Origin of the sequence: Methylobacterium sp. 092160098-2, from assembly GCF_028920805.1 — a bacterium.
In the GTDB taxonomy this organism is placed as follows: Bacteria; Pseudomonadota; Alphaproteobacteria; order Rhizobiales; family Beijerinckiaceae; genus Methylobacterium; species Methylobacterium fujisawaense.
On record NZ_JAQPZJ010000002.1, the window covers coordinates 449055 to 470232 of the forward strand.

The following is a 21178-nucleotide window of genomic DNA, read 5'->3' on the forward strand; positions in this document are numbered from 1 at the left end:
ATCTCCACACAGTATACGATCTAACTAATCGTCCAATCGCGGATAGAACTGTGTCCAGACTTCATCTTTCTTTGCTGAGGCCATGTGGCAGTAGGCGCATTCGCTTTTCGGGCGCACCGTTGCAGTTGCCGCTTTCGGCTCGTGGTGATTGAAGTTGAAGTAACCCCATCCGCCGGTCGAGGTATACCGCGCTGTGTCTTTGACCGTCACGTCGGCTCCGTTGAGCTTGCCCGGAAAAAAGCCACGCCCAGATGGCTCGACGCGCGACCCGTCGGCCTCTTCTTTAGGTAGAGTCAACTGAAGTTCCTTGAAGAGGATGGTGCCCTCCGGAAAACTTCCGGTCCTCTTATATTCATCGTAGGAGCACGGCTCGATGTAGACGTTGTGATACTCTGGGAAGCCGGCGTGCCCGTTATTGAGTGCATTCGGTGTAAGAGGCGAGCCGACATAGATCCATCGCTCGAAGTGCTTCGGAAGGACCAGCTCCCCATCCGACGTGTACTCCGCTTTGTAGCAGCTCGATTGTTGCGCAATCGATGGGCTCGGATTCGACATTAATCCTGACACCGCCACCGATGCAGCAGCAACCCGGAGGAATGCAAACCTGGACATCGAACGTCATCCCCTCTCTCAACCGCCTTGAGGCGCCGCAACGTAGCGTGCGATTGAGCGCCCATCTGCGAGCCTACCGAAATGGAGCGTGCCGAAGGTCCGGAATTGGTTGCAGAACGTCTCGCACCTCTGTCGTCACCGTTGCGACGAGGGTTGATGGCGGACCGCGAGCATCCCACATGGGCGCGCCCTGATCGCACATCACGAGGTTTCCTGTAGCCACGGCGAAGCCGCCGAGGTTGCTTCGGATGTCGATAGGACCGCACATCCCACCTGTCCTGTGAACGGGGCGACGAATTGACCATCGATTGCTTGACACGGACCTGTGTTCACGCACACGAGCTGCACCTGATCTAGGTACGGAGAATTGAAAGTTCCTATTGTGCCAGCTACGATTTCACGACACACCGTCGATGCGGCCATCGACGTACTTGAAGTGAGCTTCGTCAAGTTGGTGGAGTGCCTCGTCGCATCCGGCTGGCGCCTCGAGTTGGCCGGCACCGATGCACCGAGCATCCATTACAACATAGCCGGTCGAGGCACGCTCATCACGAGCAGGAGTGCGCCCATCGATCTTCGGCCGCACACCCTCGTCATTCTTCCGAGGCACACGGCGTTCGCCCTCGAAACCCCCGGCGCATTACCCATGCGAACCGTCAACCGGGGGCCTCTGAGTTCGGCGCCCGGATCGGTCCGACGCTTCACAGCCGGCCCGAGTGCGGCCCACCTCGTCCTCGTCTGCGGTTACTTTCGGGCGCTGTATGGCACATCGATCGACGTCTTCGACACGCTTCGGGTGCCCATCGTCGAATACTTCGACGAAATCGATCAAATCGACCACAAATTTCGTGAGGCGGTCGACGAGCTCGCCGCACAGGAGGTCGGCACCGGAGCAATGGCCGCAGGCCTGCTCAAGCTTGTTCTCATTGCGATATTCCGGAGATCGCTCGTCTCGCAGCAAGTTTGGGCGGAGCGGTTCTCGTTGCTCAGCGATCCGCAGATCTCGCGGGCCTTCTCCGAAATGGCCGCGCGACCAGCGGCGGACCATACCGTATCGTCCCTCGCCCATGTCGCCGGTCTGAGCAGATCCGCCTTCCTGGCTCGCTTCACCAAGGCCTTCGGCACTTCGCCGATGTCGACGCTCAGGCAGCTGCGCATACGACACGCGGCGGCACTTCTGTCCACGAACGTACTGCCGATCGATCAGATCGCTCAAGCTGTCGGGTATCGGAACCGCAGCAGCTTCTCGAGAGCCTTCAAGAAGACGTACCTGATCGATCCGAGCGAGTATCGAAATCGAAAGGCGATACAAGAAGGCGAAGTTTACAACCCCGATCCATAAGATCGGGGTTGGACAGTAGATCTGTGCGGGGGCAACCGTAGCGAGGCTGCCCCCTATCGTCTGTCGTTTCACCGATCCGACGATCGTAAGGTGGATCGAGATCGTGACGTCAGCCGCGCGGCCGACCGTCGGGCCGTCGCACGGATGCCAGCAGCAGCGTTATCGACGCCGCCAGCAGGACGAGATCCTTGAGGAGGAACTGTCCGGGCATCGCGGAGATTGCGGGAAATCCACCGGCGGTGTGCTCGGCCACGCCGGGGGTGGTCACAAAGAACGTCAGTGTTATCAGGTACGTCGTGATCGACATCGCGGCACCCAGGGCCGAAACCACTGGAACGAAGGCGCCGACTGCGAGCGCGATCGCGGTCGACAGCTCCAAGATGCCGATCACACGGCTTGTTCCCTGAATGCCGAAGACGTCGTGCAACCAGCCCATGATGGGGCTATTCGCCACGAACGGGGCAATCCCGCCAGCCTCATAGGCCGTGAACTTCATGAAGCCGAACCAGAGAAAGATGACGACCAGCGACCAGCGCAGCGGCGAGAGACTGGATCTCAATCCGGCGGGGCCTTCGGCGGTCACGAACCAGGACTGATGCGGAGTGGTGGTAGTCATGGCGAAATCCTTTCGGGTCATGTTGCACGAGACAGGTGTGCGGGAACGCAGCGCGCGATTGCTGTCGTCGGTCGGACCTGTTCGACAGGTGGAGGGGTGATGGAGTGACTAGGCTGATCGGCCCCCACGAGGTGGTCCAAGGTCAAAGTTAGTGCAGGGTTGGTCGCTGGACCACGGCGAGCTTGGCCGGTGCAGCCGGCCTAGCGGCTATAGCTGGCACGAACACCTCTGGCGCTGGCGGCCGGTAGCCCAATGCGCCATGCGGCCGAACCGTATTGTAGTGCCGTCGCCAGCCCTCGATCATGATCTGCGCCTCCTTGAGCGTGTAAAAAATCTCGCCATTCAGCAGCTCGTTGCGTATCTGTGCGTTGAAGCTCTCGACATATCCGTTCTCCCACGGCGAACCAGGGGTGATGTAGGCCGTCCTTGCGCCAACGGCCGCAATCCAGGACTGCACCGACTTGGCGATGAACTCCGGACCATTGTCTGACCGAATGTGCGCCGGCACGCCGCGCAGGATGAACAGGTCGGACAGCACATCGATCACGTCGGCCGCCTTGAGCTTGCGATCCACTCGGATGGCCAGGCACTCGCGGCTGAACTCGTCGAGGACGTTGAGCATCCGGAACTTGCGCCCGTCGTGGGTGCGCGTCTCGACGAAGTCGTAGGACCAGACGTGATTGCGGTGCTCCGGGCGCAGCCGGATACAGGAACCATCCCCGTCCCACAGCCGTGCGCGCTTGGGCTGGCGGGCCGGGACCTTCAGCCCCTCCTGCCGCCATAGGCGCTCGACCCGCTTGTCGTTGACCAGCCAGCCGTCCGCCCGCAGTAGGGCGGCGACCTTCCGATAGCCGTAGCGCCCGTAGCTACGGGCAAATTCGATCAGCTCGGCGACGAGCGCCGCCTCGTCATCTTTGCCCCGCGGCGCCTTGCGCTGTGTCGAGCGATGCTGCCCGAGTGCCTTGCAGGCCCGACGCTCGGAGACCTTCAGCACGGTCCGGACATGCTCGATGCAGGCGCGTCGGCGCGCGGGGCTGGTCAGTTTCCCCGGGCGGCTTCCTGCAGGATCAGCTTGTCCAGGGTGAGATCGGCGATGGCTTTTCTGAGCCGCTGGTTCTCCGTCTCCAGATCCTTCATCCGCCGGACCTGATCCGACTTCAGGCCGCCGTACTCACGCCGCCAGCGGTAGTAGGTCACCTCACTCACGCCGATCGCGCGGATCGCCTCCGCCACGCTCTGGCCTTGCCCGACCAGCACGTCCGCCTGCCGCAGCTTGGCGACGATCTCCTCAGGCTTGGGTCGCTTCCTCGACATCGATCCGTCCTCCAGGCTCAAAGCCATACCAAAGGGCGGACCACTTCATTGGGGGCGGATCAGTGTGAGGTCGAGACGGAAGACGTGGGCATTCTGGATCGCGTCCGTGAGACCTTCGGGGACGTGCGGATCGGCCCTTAAGGATCCGCTGCCGACCCAAACCGGTCACCCAGGCTCGTGCTTCATCCGGCTAAAAGCGGACTTCGGAATCTATGGCCGCGGATGACTGCGATTGCTCGAATGCAGAATAGCAGATTTCGAGCGATCAGGTGGCGGGAGCATCCTTCGTGGTGCGTCAATGTTAGATCGACTCAGGCCTTACGCTCTGCAATTTTATGGGCCGACCAACCAGTAGGATCCCTATAGCGACCCACTTCAGCACGACGAGTCGTGGCTGACTCCACCTTCAAACCGTCGGATCTACGGTTCGGACCCAAGAGGCTTCACCCGAGCCTGCTCTCCTCAGCTTGTCGCAGGGGCTTGCAATCACGTTAGCTTGGCACGTCCGTCCTGCCTTCGGCCAAAGGCTCGGACGCCAGTGGCCAGCGCAGGCTCCTCAACCTTCAGGTCGGCTACAGGAGGCTTGCTTGTCCGCGAGATTGAAAAGCCGGATCGGATGATCGTCAGCAGGAAGGCGGTCAGCATCAACACAAAAGCGCCAAACGAGATGATCCGCTGCTGCATGTGCTCTATCCCGAGCGTGGTCCCGATCCGACTAGGATCCATGGTCGCGCGCAGCAGGCGTGCACGTTCACCGGACCAACTGCCAAACACGAGATAGTTGAGCGTCCCGCCGACGCGGCTTGGATCACGTCGAGCAACGTACTCGATGTGGCACGTCGACACGAGATAGTACCAGCGCGTGCATTTCGACTCCTTGATCGCCAGGTCGTCGACCAGTACCCAGCGTCCGCCGACTTGCAGATCGCTCGCGAGCTGTGGTCCTGCGTACACCAGAGGACCTACGAGCGTGAACGTTAGGGCGGCAAGGAACAGGAGGGTCCGAACCATCTGTCTGCCTCCGATAGCTGTGCGATGCGTGCAGCTGTGGTGCGTAAGCGGGACTTAAACATTTCAGCGAGGACGGGACGTTAGCCCCGCGCTTTAGCGAACAACCGTTTGCCGGACCAAGCCATGAAGGCTGCCATGGCGCCGACGCCGAGCAACGTCGGCAGGCTGCCAGCGAGGAGGCCGCCGGCTAGCGCCGCGAAGCCCCAAAGCAGGGCAAAACTCCAGCAGATCAGGCCGCGCATATAGTACGTGCCAGCTCTGGCCGCCGCAGCACCGGCGACGGCCGCGGATCGTGCCCCGGTGACGACTGCGCTCTCGCGTCCCCAGACTTCGGTCGGCTTGCGGATCATCAGGCTGCCCGCCCTGCCTTGAGCGCAGCCAGCCGCTGGGCGACGGCCGCGCTCTTCTGCAATGCGTCGATCTCCGCAACCCGGTGGATCGTCCCTGCTTCAGCCGGTGTGAAGCCGACGCCGCCCACACCCTTCATGGCGCGCTCGAACGCCTTCTCCGCAACGTCGAGCCGCTGACCGGGCGTGTGTTCACGACGCATGGAACCGGAGCCATTCCCCGCCTCGCCTTTGGAGACCTCGAAGGCGGCAAGCGCTTCCTCCATCTGCCCCTTGCGCGCCACCAGTGCCGCGAGGCCGGCCTCCAGTTCTGCCTCCTCAACCCGAACCTGCGCCTGCACATCATCGAGCGCCCTGGCTTGGGTCTCAAAGTCGATCTGCCGGGACAGGGCCGCCTCGGCGAGATCCTCTCGGCCCTCATCGACGGCGAAGGCGGCTTTACCACCCAGATCCTCGATGCGTTTCGCGAGCAGCTGTTGCTGGCGCGCTGCCTGCAGCCGACGCACCGTGATGCTTTCGAGTTCCGCCTTCGCCTGATCGATGGCCCGCTCCGCTTCACGGACGGCTTCGCGCATCACAGCCGGGCCACCTGCGGCTTCCAGCCTGTCGATCGCGTCCTCGACAGAGGCCGATAAAATCCGCGATATCCGTGAAAAGATGGATTCAGACATGGCTCACCTCAACAGCATCCATGAAGCAGGATCGCCTGTCGCCCATTGAATTTAAATTAATACCGAACAGTAATTATCGGTGAGATAAACAGTTTCTATACCCGGCGCCTCTATCCTGGCACGTGTGTTGGGGAGAGGCTTGCCCTTATGATTGATACCAGTCTCGTCCTGCTGGCCATCGCGCTGGCCGCCGCTCCGTTCTACATCGTCGTAGCGACACGGAACCGGCTCGTGGCGCTTGATCAGCGTTGCGAGACGGCTTTCGCCGACATCGATGCGCACCTCAAGCACCGGCAGAACCTGATCCCCGGGCTGGTCGAGACGGTCAGAGGCTATGCCAAGCACGAGCACGATGTCCTGCTCAGCGTCATCCAGGCCCGCACCGCCGCCCTCGCGGCGATCCAGCCCGAGGCACGCCTTGAGGCTGAGAAGAACCTAACACAGACCATCAATGCCCTGATCGGGGCGGCCGAGCGCTATCCCGAGTTGAAGGCATCGAGCCACTTCACGGCGCTGCGCGACGAGTTTGTCGCCGCCGAGAACCGCATCACGGCGTCGCGCCGCTTCTACAACCTCTCTGTCGGCGAGTATGGGGCGACGCTGCGTCAGTTCCCCGGCAGCCTCATCGCGCGGCTCTGGAAGATGCAGCTGCGCAAGCCATTCGACCTTGGCATCGAGCGCGTCCTCATCGACGAACCTGTCGCCTTCAAGTTCTGACTTGCCTGCGAGATCCATATGCTGCGCGTCAACGGCCTGTTCGGCTGGATCGCCGCGAATGACCGGCGTTCGCTGGTCCTGTTCGCCGGCTTTCTCGCCGCTTTCCATGTTGGAGCCGTACTAGCGCTCTACTTGCCGCTTGCCGCCCTCGATCCAGAGCATGCGCCGGTCTTCACCTGGGTCGGCTACGCGAGCCGCTACCTGGTTCTGGTGACGCTCGCCGGCATCATCCTGTTCGTTGCGCTACTGCTCTGGCACGTTCACGCAGTGCGCAGGGTCATGGCGTTCACGTTCGTCGACGAGCAGGACGAGCCGCGCCTGTGCCGCATCGTCGAACCGCTGGCGCTCAGTATGGGATTGCCGGTACCTTATGTCGGCGTGATCCGTTCAAGTGCGCTGAATGCGTTCGCCTGCGGCATCCGACGCAAGGACGCGGTCGTCGTGGTGACCCGTGGGCTCATCGATGGTCTCGACGACGACGAACTGGCGGGAGTGGTCGCGCACGAACTCGCGCACATCCGCAATGGCGACATCCGCCTGATGGCGGCCGCCAACGTGTGCCTGCGCCTGCTCGATCTGTTGATTACGCCGCGGATGAAGGAAACCACTCCGCTTAAGGAACTCGTGGGTCTCCCGATCCTGACGTTGTGGTTTCCGCCGATCCTCGTGTTCGTGCTGATCGTCAGCTTCGTCGCCCAGTCGGCGCTGAAGGCGGGCCGGCTCGTTCGGCTTCTGATCTCCTCATCCCGGGAGTTTATCGCCGACGCAGTCGCCGTGGAGGCTACGCAAAACCCGGCCGCCCTCATCTCGGCCTTGCGGAAGGTGCACGGCCACAGCGCGATTGCTGGGCTTCCGTCCGGTCAAGACGCGATGATGATCGACGGCGCGGCCGAGGGCGGACTGGCGACACACCCGAGGATGGATGAGCGCGTGAATGCGATCATCGCGATGACCGGGTCGATGGCACTCATTGCACCTGCGCGGCGCGACACGCGCCCGGATGCACTGCGCCGACCGGCCGACCATCTGTGCGACGCATTTGTCAGCCCCGGCCGGCGCGAGGCGTTCCGAGCGATGAGCGCCCTCCGTCGCGTTGCCACCGACGACACAAGGAATTGGCTCGGCCTGACCCGCAACATGAGCTACGGCGTCATCTTGGCGGTGGCAGCAATCCTGTGTTGCAACGCCAAGCGCCTCGACCGCCCAGCCGTATTGATCGAGATCTTCGATCCGCAGCCCTTCAACGTGTTCCTCGCGGCTGCAGCCAAGGGTATGGCCTGCAATATTGGGGCGATCGCCTCAATGGCTAACGTTCCACATCTGGCTCGAAAGTGCGATCCGAAAGAGTTGAGCGCGTTCCTCTCCGTACAAAGCGAGCATGCTGGGCCGTTTGGCGCGATGTTGACTATGATGGCCGACGCACCGGATGGCACCTTTGCATCGACTAAGATCATTCGGAACAAAGAAGTTGGTCGTTAACTCATCCAGCACGGTCGAGCGCACGACCAGCCAAACAGCACGATCTGTTTGCAGGTCCGGTTTGGTTGCGTCGGTCCTCGTAAGCGGACAGGCAGGAAACCACCCGGAGCGGTCATTCAGCTGTTTCGACCGTTATGTACAAAAAACGAACGTTTTCCCGACGATCACTGACCACGCATGCTCGGTCGACCAAAACGATTGCAACCGCGTCGGAGAACCGTGTCGGCTATTCAAACGTCGGCAAAACGCGCGTCACAGACGCCTGTAGCAAGAATGCTGCGATGTCCGGTTTAGCGCCTCGCGGTGCCGAAATCAGCCAGTCGGCTTTCGTGAAGAGTTTCGGGCGCCGGCAGGCGTACGAAAGTCTCCGAGGAACGAACCCGCGGAGACCGAGGCAGTCGGCTATGGGGATTGAGCGATCCGGCCTGATGGCGCGGGCGAGCGCGATGGCCGGCGAGGGGCTCGGCGGAGATGGCGGGGTGATCCGCCGGGACAGGCCGACGGCCAGCACGGGGTGGTCGGAGCGATGGCCGGCGGGTCTCGGTCTGGATCGGGCGGCCGGAAGTGCGGGTCGAGGCGGTCGGGGCGCAACGCTCCTCCGGCCGCGGCTCGAAGGCCGGCGGCATGATGGTGGCTGACGACGTGCCGGGTCACGGTGCTCTCATCCCGGTCAGGGCGGACGCGGTCGGCGGACCGCGCGGTTGCAGGAAGCGGCCGAAGGTCTCGACGACCGTCATGCGGCCGCCGCAGCACCGGCAGGGTGAGCGCCAGTCGGGCGGCGCCGTGGGCTCGGGCGGGATGACCGGCGGCGGGACGGCGAGCAGCGCTCGGATACGGGTGAGGTTGGCCCGGCGGCCGGCGCTGGCGAGCAGACCGTAGTGGCGGATGCGGTGGAAGCCCTTGGGTAGGACGTGCAGCAGGAAGCGCCGGATAAACTCGTGCGGGCCCAGCGTCAGGGTGCCGTAGCGCTCAGGCCCGTCGCGACGGTAGTCCTTGATGCGGAAGGTGACGCCGGCCTCATCGAAGCTCATCAGCCGGCTGTTCGAGATCGCCACACGGTGGGTGTAGCGCGACAGGTAGGCCAGCACCGCCGCGGGACCGGCGAACGGGGCTTTGGCGTAGACGACCCAGCGCTTCGTCCGGGCCGGGGACAGATGGCGCAGGAAGGCGCGGCGCTCGGCCAGGGGCGCTAGGCCGCCAAAGAAGACGAGCCGTCCGGCCGCGTGCAGCGCGCTCAGCCCGACCAGGAACAGGCGGCGGAACAGCTTGCCCAGCACCCGCACCGGCAGGAGGAAGGCCGGCCGCGACGACACCCACCGTGCACCATCAGGCGAGAGGCCGCCGCCGGGCACGATCATGTGGACGTGGGGATGATGCGTCAGCGCCGAGCCCCAGGTGTGCAGCACGGCGGTCAGGCCGATGCGGGCGCCGAGGTGCCTGGGATCGGCAGCGATGGTCAGCATCGTCTCCGACGCCGCGCGGAACAGCAGGTCGTAGACGGCGGCCTTGTTCTGGAGGGCGATGTCGGCGACCTGCGTCGGCAGGGTGAACACGACGTGGAAGTAGCCCACCGGCAGCAGGTCGGCCTCGCGCTCGGCCAGCCATGTGCGGGCCGCCGCCCCTTGGCATTTGGGGCAGTGCCGGTTGCGGCAGGAGTTGTAGGCGATCCGCCGGTGGCCGCAGTCGCCGCAGCCCTCGACGTGGCCGCCGAGCGCGGCGGTGCGGCAGTGCTCGATCGCCGCCATGACCTTGAGCTGCCGCAGGCTCAGGTGGCCGGCCTGGGCCGCCCGGTAGGCCGGCCCAGCAGCGCGGAAGACGTCGGCGACCTCGATCGCGGCGCGCACCGTCTCAGCCGGGCGCGATCTCTCCCGTCTTGAACAGACCCAGCTTGTCCAGCGGACTGGTCACGGTGCGTACCGTGCGGGTGGCGACCTTGGTGTAGAACGCCGTGTTCTCCAGCTTGGCGTGCCCGAGCAAGACCTGGATCACCCGGATGTCGATGCCGTCCTCCAAGAGGTGGGTGGCGAAGCTGTGGCGCAGGGTGTGCGGGCCGACCCGCTTGGCGATATCGGCCGCCCGGGCCGCCTCGACCACGATGCGGTGGAGGTGGCGGGTGCTGATCGGCTTCATCGGATGCTGGCCCGGGAACAGCCAGCCGTCACGCTGCATGACGCCCTGCTGGCGTCCGACCTTCCACCACTGGCGCAGCAGGGTGAGCAGGTCCGCCGGGAGCAGCGCGTTGCGGTATCGTCCGCCCTTGCCGCGCTCGACCCGGATGAGCATGCGCGCGCTGTCGATGTCGATGACTTTGAGCGCTGCGACCTCGGCCACGCGCAGGCCGGCGCCATAGGCCACCGACAGAGCAGCCTGATGCTTGAGGCAGGTGGTGGCGTCGAGCAGCCGGGTGACCTCGTCGCGGCTGAGCACCACCGGCAGCGTGCGCGGATAGGCGAGCCGGACGAGCTGGCGCGCGAGGTCGGGCCGGTCGAGGGTGTGGGTGAAGAAGAAGCGCAATGCCGAGACGATGGCGTTGAGGGTCGGCACCGGCACGCCGGCCTCGCGCTGCTCGACCTGGAAGCGGCGCAGGTCCTGCGCGGTGGCCGTGTCGGGCCGGCGCCCGAGGAAGGTGGCGAGGCGGCCGACGTCGCGGATGTAGTTGCGCTGGGTCTCGTGCGAGAACCGGCGCAGGCTCATGTCGTCGATCAGGCGCTGGCGCAGGGGGCTGACCGCGCTGGCGGGGAGAAGATCGTGCATCGTGGGGCTCCTCGGATGAAGGAGCCTCGATGCTCGACCCGCCTCCGACGGGCCTCAAACGATGCGCGACGGTCCCGACCCTACCGCGCCCTCACCACACGCACCCTCCCGCGCAGCGGGTTCGTTCTTCGGCCAACTCCGGCCGTCTGCTTCGCGACCATCCCGGTCATTCAGCCATTCTTGCTTGTATCCTGGAAGCAGACGTCGAGGGGTGAGGCTTGGTCATTTAGCGAGGGGTATCCCTCACGAACGATAGCGCGCCGGATCGTCGAGCGGGCCGCGTCGATGGCCAGCGTGGCGGCGCCTAGCGTCCGCGCCTCGGTTGGCCTGTTTAGTGCGTGGCGCGCTATGCTGCCCGCGAGGTCTTCCACCTCACCGGCCATGTTCTCCAGGCGCTCGGGGTCGGTCTCGCGGCGTGCGTCGGACCGGAGCTCCAGCAGCCGCGCGGTGGCCACTTCGATCCTCTCCCGGCGGATGCGCCCGAGGCGCTGCCTCACCCAGGCCGCCGTCGAGCCCAGGCCGCCACCCAGGATGGCCACGAGGTAGATCCAGCTCTCGTAGCGCTCGATGAAGGTCTCCTGCTCGCGTTCGTAGTAGTCGATGGCGCCTGGGTGGATGGGCAAGCGGGCGCTGGTAGCGTCCGCCGTATCCTCATAATCCGGATGGCTGACGTCTTCCGCTGCCGGGACGGTCTCGGCTAGGGCCGCGCGCATCTCGAACAGGTGCTGCGTCACCTCCGCGGCGAGGCTGCGCGACAGGTCGGCCCGCGCCATCAGGCGGTAAGACGAGCCGACTGTCGCCACGTCCTCCGCCGGAAGGCGCGGATGGCCGCCGAACAGGGCGGCCGGCACTGTGACCGGCTGCACGCGCGGCCAGCGCGCCAGCACCGCGGCGGTGTCGGGTACGCCGAACAGTGCGACCTCGCCATCGGCGCTCGCCTCTCGAACCAGCCCGACAACCCGCCGCGCGGCCGAGGACGTAGGCGTCGTCAACAGCACCATCGCGTCGATACGGCCGTCCCCAAGCGCGGCCGCCACATCGGTCTCCTCTACCGGCACGAGGGCGACAGCCTTCTGCGGTAGGGGGCCGCCTGGAGCGCCGGTCAGAAGCTCCATTTCGTAATGGGCGACCAAGGTGCCGACCAGCGCCCTATCGGCGGTCCTGTTCGACAGCACGCCTAGTCGCCTGGCCGCCAAATCCGGGAAATCCTTGATACCGGATTGCGCGGGGGCGACAACGAACGCCGCCAGCCTTCGCAAGACGGCTAGGGTAAGGCCGTTCCCCGGCATCGAGACGTCCGGACGGACTACCGCGAGGTCGGCCTTCGGTCTTGAGCGCCTCTGCACTCTCGCGCACCCCGTCGAAAGCCGACACCGTCAGCCGGATGCCGAGCTTCCTGCGGGCGAGTTCGTCGGCGTAGGCCCGTAACAGGGCCGGCTCGGGGCCGCCTTTCGGGGCGACCGCGATGGTCAGCGCCGTAGGCCGCATCAGGTGGAGCGCGGCGGCGATCCCGAGGACGACAAGGAACGCCAGACCGAGAAGAAGCCATGCTTCCCGGCCAACCGGAAATGCCAACTTACGCACGCACGCTCCTCGCCCGCCGCGGCCCTGCCAGATAGTGTTGCCCAGGTGGGCGACGTGATGCCTGTTTTCGAGTGGGCGAGGAGTAGGCCGCCGAGCAATCGGCCGCTCCTGCTTGGACGCGTGCGAGCATGTGGGGGGCTGCCCGCTCAGCCGGTAATCTCGCCGTCGACGTTCGGCTGGGGCACCGTTTTCGCGTTTCAGGATGTCCAAAAAAGGTACTCAGCGGCGATCCGGTTCAGCGCTATCGAGGACGCTTGGAAGCGCTTTCCCTCTCTCGGACCCCCCGGCTCGCCGGCGCGGGCTTTTTCGCGTGCCTCATCAAGCCTCATCAAGCACGATGCTGGCTGCCAGGGTGGCTATCGATAGGTCCTCGCCCTCAGCGGTGGATGTGCGCACGTGGTAGCCGTCTCCCTCGAGCTCCTGGACTCTTTGAAGCGCCTCGGTGGCTGTCTCGGCCTGATGGACGACGCTCGGCTTCTCGGTGTTGGCGAGGTTGGCGCCAGCGATGATGTAACCCATAGATCCTCCTGCTGGGCGCCCTGCATAGGCTGGCTAGATGGCGCTCGCGAGGCCGAGCCCCGCTCCATCGTAGCGGCGGACTACAGGCACACATGAGGGTATCTGGACTTGCCTCGAGAAAGTGGAGAGCTCTTTTCCTGAAGGAGGAGGGGTCCGATGGCAGACCGGAAGCAGACCTTTACCCCTGAGTTTCGTGCTGAGGCGGTGCGATTGGCCCAGACGAGCGGGCGGTCCCGCCGCGAGGTCGCCGCCGATCTCGGTGTCGGGCTCTCGACGCTGCGCAACTGGATCGACGGTCGACGCGAGCGGGAGATGGACAACCCACCGGCCGATCGGCAGGAGGACATGGCCGCCGAGCTCAAGCGTCTGCGGCGCGAGAACGAGGTGCTGCGCCAGGAGCGGGAGATCCTGAAGCGGGCCACGGCTTTTTTCGCCAAGGAGGGAAGTCGATGAGGTTCCGCCTCATCGACGCGGCGAAGAAGGACTTCCCTGTCGCGCGCCTGTGCAAGGTTCTCGATGTCAGTCCGAGCGGCTACTTTGCCTGGAAGAGTCGTCCGGCCTCGACGCGGCAGCGCGAGGACCTCGTGCTGCTTGCCCACGTCCGATCCGCGTTCACGCTCTCGCACGAGACGTACGGCAGCCCGCGCATGACCCACGAGTTGCGTGAGCAGGGTTTGGCGGCAGGCAGAAGGCGCGTGGCCCGGCTGATGCGGGAGAACGGGCTCAAGGCTCGCCAGCCGCGCCGCTTCCGGCGCACGACGGACAGCGGCCACGCCTTCCCGATCGCGCCCAACCACCTCGACCAGGACTTCATGGCGGCCGGGCCGGATCGGAAGTGGGGAAGCGATATCTCCTACATCTGGACGCGGGAGGGTTGGCTGTACCTGGCGGTGGTCCTCGACTTGTACTCTCGGCGGGTCGTGGGCTGGGCGGCGAGCGACCGTCTCCACAAGGAACTCGCGCTGACCGCGCTGCGACGAGCCCTCGTCGTCCGGCAGCCTGGATCAGATCTGCTCCATCATTCCGACCGCGACAGTCAGTACTGTTCAAACGAGTATCAGGCAGAACTACGAGGACATGGCATCGTGATTTCGATGTCTGGCAAGGGAAATTGCTTCGACAACGCGATGGTCGAGACGTTCTTCAAGACGCTGAAGAGCGAGTTGGTCTGGCGCACCGCGTTCCAGACACGAGCCGATGACGTCCCCCCATCGCTTTGGTCCGGCGTGAGTGCGAGTTTTCCGGTTTTGTGAGACCCTGAGGGGAGGAGCAGAGCCGTGAAGAAGAGCAGGTTCACCGAGGAGCAGATCGCCTTCGCGCTGAAGCAGGCCGAGACCGGGACACCGGTCGCGGAGGTGCTGCGTCGGATGGGCATCTCCGAGCAGACGTTTTACCGCTGGAAGAAGCTCTACGGCGGCTTGGGCACAGGCGAGCTGAGGCGGCTGAAGCAGCTTGAGGACGAGAACCGCAAGCTCAAGCAACTCGTGGCCGATCTGAGCCTCGACAAGCACATCTTGCAGGACGTGCTCGCAAAAAAGCTCTGACGCCTGCTCGGCGACGCGAACTCGTGCACCAGGTTCAGGAGGCGCACGGGGTGAGCGAGCGGCGCGGCTGCGCCGCGCTCGGCGTCGGCCGGTCGGGCGTCCGCTACCGCTCGACCAAGCCCGATCAGGCACCACTGCGGATGCGCATCTGCGATCTGGCCAAGAGCCGGGTGCGCTACGGCTACTTCAGGATCTACATCCTGCTGCGCCGGGAAGGTTGGCGGGTGAATCACAAAAGGGTCCACCGCCTCTACAGGGATGAGGGCCTTAGCCTGCGGCTCAAGCGGCCCCGCCGGCACGTCAGTGCGGCACACCGTGAGCGTCAGCCGGCCGCGCTCCGGCCGAACGAACGCTGGTCGATGGACTTCGTCTCCGACGCGCTGTTCGATGGCCGCCGGCTGCGAGCTCTGACGGTCGTCGATGCGTTCACGCGCGAGGCCCTGGCGATTGAGGTCGACCAAGGCAACAAGGGCGAGCAGGTCGTGGCGGTCGTCGCCCGCTTGGCAATGCTGCGCGGAGCACCGTGCGCGATCCAGGTCGATAATGGGCCTGAGTTCGTCTCGAAAGCACTCGACCGCTGGGCCTACGAGAACGGCGTCACGTTGGACTTCTCGCGCCCTGGCAAGCCGACCGACAACGCGCTGGTCGAGTCGTTCAACGGCCGCCTGCGCGACGAGTGCCTGAACGCGAACTGGTTCTTGTCGTTGGCCGACGCCAGGAGCAAGATCGAGACGTGGCGGCGGCAGTACAACGAGAGCCGTCCTCACACCGCCCTGGGGTGGCTGACACCCCAGGAATTCGCCCTGGCGGCGGCCCTGCAGGCCGCCGAATGAGATCCGGAGGCTCACCTTTCGGCCGGACCAAAATCCGGGGGACCCTCACAAAACCGGAAAACTCGCACTCACGCCGGACCAAAGCGATGGGGGGACGTCAGCTCGCGCGACTGATCCGCCAGTTGGCTGGCTGCGCCCACTCGGGCTTTGCCCCACACGTAGCCTCATACCAGCTGAGCGCGGAGGCGAGCCGTTGCACCAGCTCCCGAGCGAGCCCGCACAAGTGCCGACGCGGAGTGACAAACATCCACGAAGGAATGATGTTATGCTCCAAGCGAGGCACCTTCGCAGGTGGCTGCGATGCACCTGCGATCGAAGGAACCTGCGTGGTCGGGCGTTCCAAGAGTCATCTGACGAATATGACCGGCGCGGAATTCCGTTCGCGCCTCCGTGAGCTAGGGCGAACGGATGCAGCATTCGCGGAGGAGGTCGGCAGTTCAACTCGCAGCGTGAGCCGATGGGTCAGCGAAGGGCCACCGCCCGAAATCGCCTATCTCGTCGACCTCTTGCTGACTCTCGAGTTGCATATCGGCGCACCCATTTCGCCGGAAGGAGGTGCGGGAAAGGACGCTTTTGATATCGTGTTCGACGACATGCTTGCGCGCGCAGCTATAAGTGGCCGAAAATCCGAATTGATTGCGAGTATGCGCCGCTGGTTAGAGCACCAATATGTCAAGATGAGCAGAAGTACTACTGGTGAAAGTTAGCATCTCGCAGTCGTCGATCGCACGCGAACGCCCGCGACGTCTCGAGGTCAACGGGAAGACGGACGCACCGTCCAAGCTGGTAGCCGTCTTCCCCCAGCGGCTGGCCGCCGCACGTCGGTCCTTCAGTTGAGCTGAGAGTTGCTCAACCCGGTTGCAGCCGTTGAGGCGTCATTTCGGGCAAGCGGCGGGAGACTCATTCCTCGGCGGCGGGATCGCGGGCCGAGCGTCCTTGCTCCAGACGTGCTCGCGGAAGAAGTAGCTGTCATGGTCGCGATTGCCGACAGCCTACCTAAGCATGCCCGGAAGCTGATCGAGCAGCGGGAACGCAAGCGGCCACTCATACCCTGCGCCGGCACAATCAAGGCTGTCGCGAGGCCTTGCCATCAGCGATCACGCGCACCGTGGTGGCACACCCACCAAGTGATCGGCCATGAGCCTAACGATCGTCTCGGTTTCAGCTGCAAACTCCGTCATTTCGCAACCACTGGCCCCATTCTCCGGAGCGAGCCCGCTGGTTCCGTCGAGAGAAACCGCGCCGCCTTGCGAGCCGTACTCCTGAGAGGCTGAGGAGCCGCTTCCAAACGCAAGCGCGGGCTCAATAGATGGAGAGCTGGGCGGTCCATCGCCAAGGTCCAGGCTCGACTCCCACAGCGCGCCGCTTGCTTCGGTCTGGATCCGCCAGAAGATGGCCGAGAAGGCGCAGCGAAAAATTCTGCGGGCTCCCACTCCGATTTGCCCGTTGCGCCTCCGATAGCACCGATCCCGAGCAGCGTGGACAAGTCGCTCATTACATCAGACGGCTCAAGCGGTTACAGTAACAACCGGTGACGGGCATCCCCATGATTCACAGATCCGCCAGAAGCGTTCATTTGGTGGTGCGCCATTTTGTCTATACTGTATCCATGCTGGTATTTCGGGGCCGATCGGAGGCAATGCCGCCGGATGTCGGATGTTAATGATGGCAGCTGGCTCGCGATGATTGCCGCCGCGATGAGTTAATGTCTCGCCGATCCGTGCGTTGCCGGTGCGAGCTGAGCAGGCATGGAGGCAATCAAGATGGACCCAATCTCCCCAGCTGAACTAAGGAACGAATTTGGACGGAAAGCGAGTCGTCACAGTTTTGTATCGATAAAAAACATGCGGCCGATCAGATATAATCAGCGCTGGCACCGTGATGCCCTTGTCCAACTATCCCTTGATCCGTCTGTGATAGCATTCGAAGCCGAGTCCGAGCCGCTCCCCCACGAAGTGCTGAACTTGATCGTTACCATTTTGGGCGGGCAGATGCGTGTTTCCCTCGTTCGGGACCACACCAACAGCACTGACTCAAACCAAGCGAAAGACCAGATAAGAATCAGCAGATCGACGATTCTGCGGGAGCCAAGAGCGAGTAATGCAAGAGCAATATGGGCCACTCGAAAGAGCATCGTATCTATCGGAGACAGAGTGAGAATTTTAGGAAAGCTAGATGCTGCGCCGAATGGCCTCAAGTTGGCGGAGTTGCTCGCATGCATCTCGACGTCACGAGTCGACCCAGTCGATGCAATCCTTGCTCTTGTATGCCAGGGCTTGGTCACTCTCGATATCGAGAAGCCAATCGCACCAAGCACAACCGTCCGACGTTCCTTGAATCCAAGATCGGACTGTGGACCCAAGACAGCTTTGAAGTCCTAGCTCGCGTCCTTGAGTACGGATAATCAGCTGATTGTTCCGGAGCGGGGCCGATCCGAATGTGTCCGGAGCTTTTGGAGGGCAGCGGAGATCAATCGTCCATGTCCATCCAAGCCACTTGCCACCGCTGTCCAATGCTCTACAAAATGCCGAGGATTGCTCTTCGTCTCCGCCTGAGGGAGCGAACCCAGATGTCGAAACGACGTCGAGAGATTGAGCAGCTTGAGGCTGAAATCGCTGCCATGGAGCAGCAGGTTCAGCAGATCGCTTCTAAGCGAGCAGTCGCAGTACTGCGTATGAGAACGCTCGAAGCCATGGAATTTTTCGAGACCGCGGCCGTTCCACATCAGGAGCGACAAGGGCATTTACCTCTCATACCCATCAATGGCGACATGCGAGGTGGTCCTTCTGAGCAGCGAAGTCGGCCGATAAAGGGAAAAAATACTACGACTGCACCCACTGACAAGAAGCGGTTGGTTGATAGAGACAAGCTGGCTGAATTGACGCGCCAACTGTGTCCAGCGCGTCAAAAAGCCGTGCTTCTGGTCGTCGAGATGATCGAAGCAGCGTATCCTTCAAGCGTCACATCTGCGGAGATCAATTCTCGATTCGCTGAAGATGGGACCGTCTCGATATCCGTGCTTGCGAAGTGCAAGACGGCTCTCCATCGGTCTCAGCTCGTGTCATTTAGTCGGGTAGATCAGAGGTGGTCCATCAAAGGAGCGCCAACTGACTCCGAGTCGCCAGGTTTGGCAATCGTGCCAGCATGACTGTGCAGCGGAGGAAGCATGAATTCACCGGCTTACAGCTGGGAGGCCGCCGGAAAGGTGGTGCGCAATAGCGCAAAGCGAAGGCGCGGCCTTTTGGGCCGCGCCTTCCAGGTGCGAATCTCAGGCTAGCAACCAGCTTCGCACCTCCAGACACTTTCGATTCGTCTGTTTCGAAGCCCCTGTGGCAAGCAGGGACTTCGACCGACACTCTGCAGGTACCATGCCGCTGTAGCAAGCAGAGGCACGGGCCGAGCGCTGAGACTTTGGCATTTTTGACGTCAAAGGCAAGCCTCTCCCCTGTGGGATCGGTCGGTACTGGGCGGTCGACGGCTTTCAGCACGCGCCCCTGTGTTCCGCGGGCAAACAGCTCAGCAGGTTGGAAGGCCCGTCCATCCGGCTCCCAACCTTGGATATCGAGCGCGGCGAAGTGGGTGCCGGACCGGCCCCCGCCAAGAGGTGTCATCGACTCCCTCATGCATCGAGCTCGCGTCGTGTTGGTCCGTAGCCGTTCCTCAAGCCGTTCCGGGGCGCGGGCAATAACGGCAGCAGGCACAGCACGGCGAGCAGATGGCGCGCGGCTGAGTGTGGATTGGCAGCAGTAGACGAAAAATTTTCCCTGTAGAAATAAGCATATTTATCGGGCCAAGCGACTGAACTGCCGATCGCAGAAGGAGAGGTTTAGTTTATCGGAGGAGATGTCATGTTTCAACCTCGTGTATTTAGGAGCGCTGACAAAAGAATACTGCATAAATCTGGACCCGAAAAAGTCTGGGAAAGCCTTGGTCCGGGCGTAGAGGTATTCAGATATCCAACTGGCGAACCCGTACGGCGGATCATCACTCAAGGTGGCTCAAGGAAAGTTGGCGGGTTCTACTCGTGGAAGATGATGAACCACACCGTCTTCGAGTCTGTGACCGAAGAGCGTTGCAGCATGCTGATGGACGTTCACTCCGCCGTTGACGCATTCTACGCCCAGCCTGAAACCATCCGCGTTACGGGTACCGAAGGCAATTCCTTCGAGTACACTCCGGACTTTCTAAGCATTTTAGGTGGAACAAGGTTCCGACTTGAGAATAAGCGTGCTTGTGATCTGTGGCCACCGAAACCGGCCGACCGCTACGACGAGTCGGGCATCCGGAAATGGGAGAAAGCCGCACTTGTGCGCGCTCGCCTCCGTGCCGTGCGGCAAGCCTACACACGCTGCGGCCTACAATGGAAATTGGTCTTAGACCTTCATATCGCCAACATGGCTGCACCGGAGGTAGTGGACGAACTGGTCTCACATGGCGGACGTCCGATTAGTGAGGGGGATTGGCGGGTCGTGTCCCAGGCAGTGGTGTAGCTCGCCGGTAGTGAGGGAGCCCGTCCGCGCGCCTTCCACAGCGCTATAGCGGGCGGGCTTCCTCGTGGGGTGGTCATCGGCGGTTGCCGGGTAGGGTCGGGTTGCGAGTGCCAACCCCGAACCGAGAGACCCCCGATGACCGACGCGATGATGGCCCTGCGCGGGCTGATGGAAAAGAGCGCCGACGCCGACCTGCTGCGCGAGATGATCGGCTTTGCCGCCGAACGGCTGATGGAGCTGGAGGTGGGAGGCCTGACCGGGGCTGCCCACGGCGAGAAGAGCGCCGAGCGGCTAGTCCAGCGCAACGGCTACCGTGACCGGGATTGGCAGACCCGGGCCGGCACGGTCGAACTGCGCATCCCGAAGCTGCGCAAGGGCTCGTACTTCCCCGGCTTCCTGGAGCCGCGCCGCATGGCCGAGAAGGCGCTCACCGCGGTGATTCAGGAGGCCTACATCCAAGGGATCTCGACCCGCTCCGTGGACGATCTCGTCCAGGCCATGGGTGGGACCGGCGTGTCGAAGAGCCAGGTCAGCCGCCTGTGCCAGGAGATCGACGAGCGCGTCGGCGCCTTCCTCGACCGCCCCATCGAGGGCGAGTGGCCGTATCTCTGGATCGACGCGACCTACGTGAAGGTGCGCCACGACGGGCGGATCGTCTCGGTGGCGGTAATCGTGGCGGTCGGCGTGAACACCGACGGCCGCAGGGAAGTGCTTGGCATGGATGTCGGCCCGTCGGAGGCCGAGACGTTCTGGACGGACTTCCTGCGCAAGCTCGCCCGGCGCGGCCTGCGCGGGGTCAAGCTCGTCATCTCGGACGCACACGAGGGCATCAAGGCCTCGGTGGCCAAGGTCATGAACGCGACCTGGCAGCGCTGCCGCGTCCACTTCATGAGGAACGTGCTGGCCCACGCTGGCCGCAGCGGCCGGCGCGTCGTCTCGGCCTTCATCGCCACGGCGTTTGCGCAGGACGACGCGGAGGCGGCGAAGGCGCAGTGGCGACGGGTGGCCGATCAACTCCGGCCTAAAGTGCCCAAGCTCGCCGCCCTGATGGACGCCGCCGAGCCCGACGTGCTGGCCTACATGGGCTTCCCGGCCGCCCACCGGGTCAAGCTCCACTCCACGAACCCCCTCGAACGACTCAACGGCGAGATCAAGCGCCGGACCGAGGTCGTCGGCATCTTCCCCAACGAGGCCGCCATCACCCGCCTCGTCGGCGCGATCCTGATGGAGCAGAATGACGAATGGGCCGTCCAGCGCGCCCGCTACCTCACCCTGGAAAGCATCGCCCCGATCGGCGATGATCCCCTCGTCAGCCTGCCGACACTGGCAGCTTGACCCTCCCGGC

General features: G+C 63.6%; 17 protein-coding genes and 2 pseudogenes. 9 read left to right on the plus strand and 10 right to left on the minus strand.

Annotated features, from left to right (window positions below; genetic code table 11):
• Window positions 1–24: 24 nt before the first annotated feature.
• Entirely contained in the window at window positions 25–612 is a 588-nt protein-coding gene (locus PQI07_RS27500) for a cytochrome P460 family protein (protein WP_081948857.1), read from the minus strand.
• Window positions 613–979: 367 nt separating this feature from the next.
• Between PQI07_RS27500 and PQI07_RS27505 the strand changes: the two genes are divergently transcribed.
• Entirely contained in the window at window positions 980–1954 is a 975-nt protein-coding gene (locus tag PQI07_RS27505) for a helix-turn-helix domain-containing protein (protein ID WP_043388181.1), read from the plus strand.
• Window positions 1955–2063: 109 nt separating this feature from the next.
• On the opposite strand, the gene PQI07_RS27510 is transcribed toward PQI07_RS27505, so the two are convergent.
• The 5 genes from PQI07_RS27510 to PQI07_RS27530 form a co-directional block, all read right to left on the minus strand.
• Window positions 2064–2570, minus strand: a complete 507-nt coding sequence (locus PQI07_RS27510; RefSeq protein WP_043388180.1) for a YkgB family protein — start codon at window positions 2568–2570, stop codon at window positions 2064–2066.
• Between the two features lie 148 nt (window positions 2571–2718).
• Window positions 2719–3884, minus strand: a protein-coding gene (locus PQI07_RS27515) for an IS3 family transposase (RefSeq protein ID WP_089231777.1) whose coding sequence is annotated in 2 segments (ribosomal slippage) — window positions 2719–3620 and window positions 3620–3884 — 1167 coding nt in all. Because the reading frame shifts where the segments join, the coding sequence is not laid out codon by codon here.
• A 486-nt stretch (window positions 3885–4370) separates the two neighbouring features.
• Window positions 4371–4895, minus strand: a complete 525-nt coding sequence (locus PQI07_RS27520) for a hypothetical protein (protein WP_059410302.1) — start codon at window positions 4893–4895, stop codon at window positions 4371–4373.
• An 80-nt stretch (window positions 4896–4975) separates the two neighbouring features.
• Window positions 4976–5245 carry a hypothetical protein gene (locus PQI07_RS27525; protein ID WP_143739342.1) on the minus strand — a complete coding sequence of 90 codons (270 nt, stop codon included), beginning with the start codon at window positions 5243–5245 and terminating at the stop codon, window positions 4976–4978.
• Window positions 5245–5913, minus strand: coding sequence for a PspA/IM30 family protein (locus PQI07_RS27530; protein WP_059410301.1), 669 nt, complete (start codon window positions 5911–5913; stop codon window positions 5245–5247). The genes PQI07_RS27525 and PQI07_RS27530 overlap by 1 nt, the downstream gene beginning before the upstream one ends.
• A gap of 147 nt (window positions 5914–6060) precedes the next feature.
• Here PQI07_RS27530 and PQI07_RS27535 point away from each other — a divergent pair, with 147 nt between their 5' ends.
• Window positions 6061–6630 carry a LemA family protein gene (locus PQI07_RS27535; protein WP_059410300.1) on the plus strand — a complete coding sequence of 190 codons (570 nt, stop codon included), beginning with the start codon at window positions 6061–6063 and terminating at the stop codon, window positions 6628–6630.
• A gap of 18 nt (window positions 6631–6648) precedes the next feature.
• Window positions 6649–8109, plus strand: coding sequence for a M48 family metalloprotease (locus PQI07_RS27540; RefSeq protein WP_059410299.1), 1461 nt, complete (start codon window positions 6649–6651; stop codon window positions 8107–8109).
• Window positions 8110–8759: 650 nt separating this feature from the next.
• On the opposite strand, the gene PQI07_RS27545 is transcribed toward PQI07_RS27540, so the two are convergent.
• From PQI07_RS27545 to PQI07_RS27560, 4 genes and pseudogenes are all read right to left on the minus strand, one after another.
• The gene (locus PQI07_RS27545) at window positions 8760–9953 is read right to left on the minus strand and encodes an IS91 family transposase (RefSeq protein ID WP_043388075.1); all 1194 of its coding nucleotides are present in this window, start codon (window positions 9951–9953) and stop codon (window positions 8760–8762) included.
• A gap of 4 nt (window positions 9954–9957) precedes the next feature.
• Window positions 9958–10863 carry a tyrosine-type recombinase/integrase gene (locus tag PQI07_RS27550; protein ID WP_179696864.1) on the minus strand — a complete coding sequence of 302 codons (906 nt, stop codon included), beginning with the start codon at window positions 10861–10863 and terminating at the stop codon, window positions 9958–9960.
• Window positions 10864–11033: 170 nt separating this feature from the next.
• Window positions 11034–12447 (minus strand): annotated as a pseudogene (locus PQI07_RS27555) (TAXI family TRAP transporter solute-binding subunit).
• 318 nt (window positions 12448–12765) lie between these two features.
• The gene (locus tag PQI07_RS27560; RefSeq protein ID WP_059410323.1) at window positions 12766–12966 is read right to left on the minus strand and encodes a hypothetical protein; all 201 of its coding nucleotides are present in this window, start codon (window positions 12964–12966) and stop codon (window positions 12766–12768) included.
• A gap of 156 nt (window positions 12967–13122) precedes the next feature.
• Between PQI07_RS27560 and PQI07_RS27565 the strand changes: the two are divergent.
• The 6 genes and pseudogenes from PQI07_RS27565 to PQI07_RS27590 all read left to right on the plus strand — a co-directional run.
• Window positions 13123–14165 (plus strand): annotated as a pseudogene (locus PQI07_RS27565) (IS3 family transposase); the annotation flags it as partial.
• Window positions 14166–14243: 78 nt separating this feature from the next.
• Window positions 14244–15343, plus strand: a protein-coding gene (locus tag PQI07_RS27570) for an IS3-like element ISMex11 family transposase (protein ID WP_089231740.1) whose coding sequence is annotated in 2 segments (ribosomal slippage) — window positions 14244–14496 and window positions 14496–15343 — 1101 coding nt in all. Because the reading frame shifts where the segments join, the coding sequence is not laid out codon by codon here.
• Between the two features lie 236 nt (window positions 15344–15579).
• A complete protein-coding gene (locus PQI07_RS27575) occupies window positions 15580–16050 on the plus strand; it encodes a hypothetical protein (RefSeq protein ID WP_139239579.1) in 471 nt (156 codons plus the stop codon).
• A gap of 1862 nt (window positions 16051–17912) precedes the next feature.
• Window positions 17913–18491, plus strand: coding sequence for an ABC transporter C-terminal domain-containing protein (locus PQI07_RS27580; RefSeq protein ID WP_139239580.1), 579 nt, complete (start codon window positions 17913–17915; stop codon window positions 18489–18491).
• Between the two features lie 700 nt (window positions 18492–19191).
• A complete protein-coding gene (locus tag PQI07_RS27585; protein WP_274928185.1) occupies window positions 19192–19833 on the plus strand; it encodes a hypothetical protein in 642 nt (213 codons plus the stop codon).
• A gap of 135 nt (window positions 19834–19968) precedes the next feature.
• Window positions 19969–21168: an IS256 family transposase gene (locus PQI07_RS27590; protein WP_274928186.1), complete on the plus strand. Its 1200-nt coding sequence runs from the start codon at window positions 19969–19971 to the stop codon at window positions 21166–21168.
• The last annotated feature ends 10 nt before the right edge of the window (window positions 21169–21178 follow it).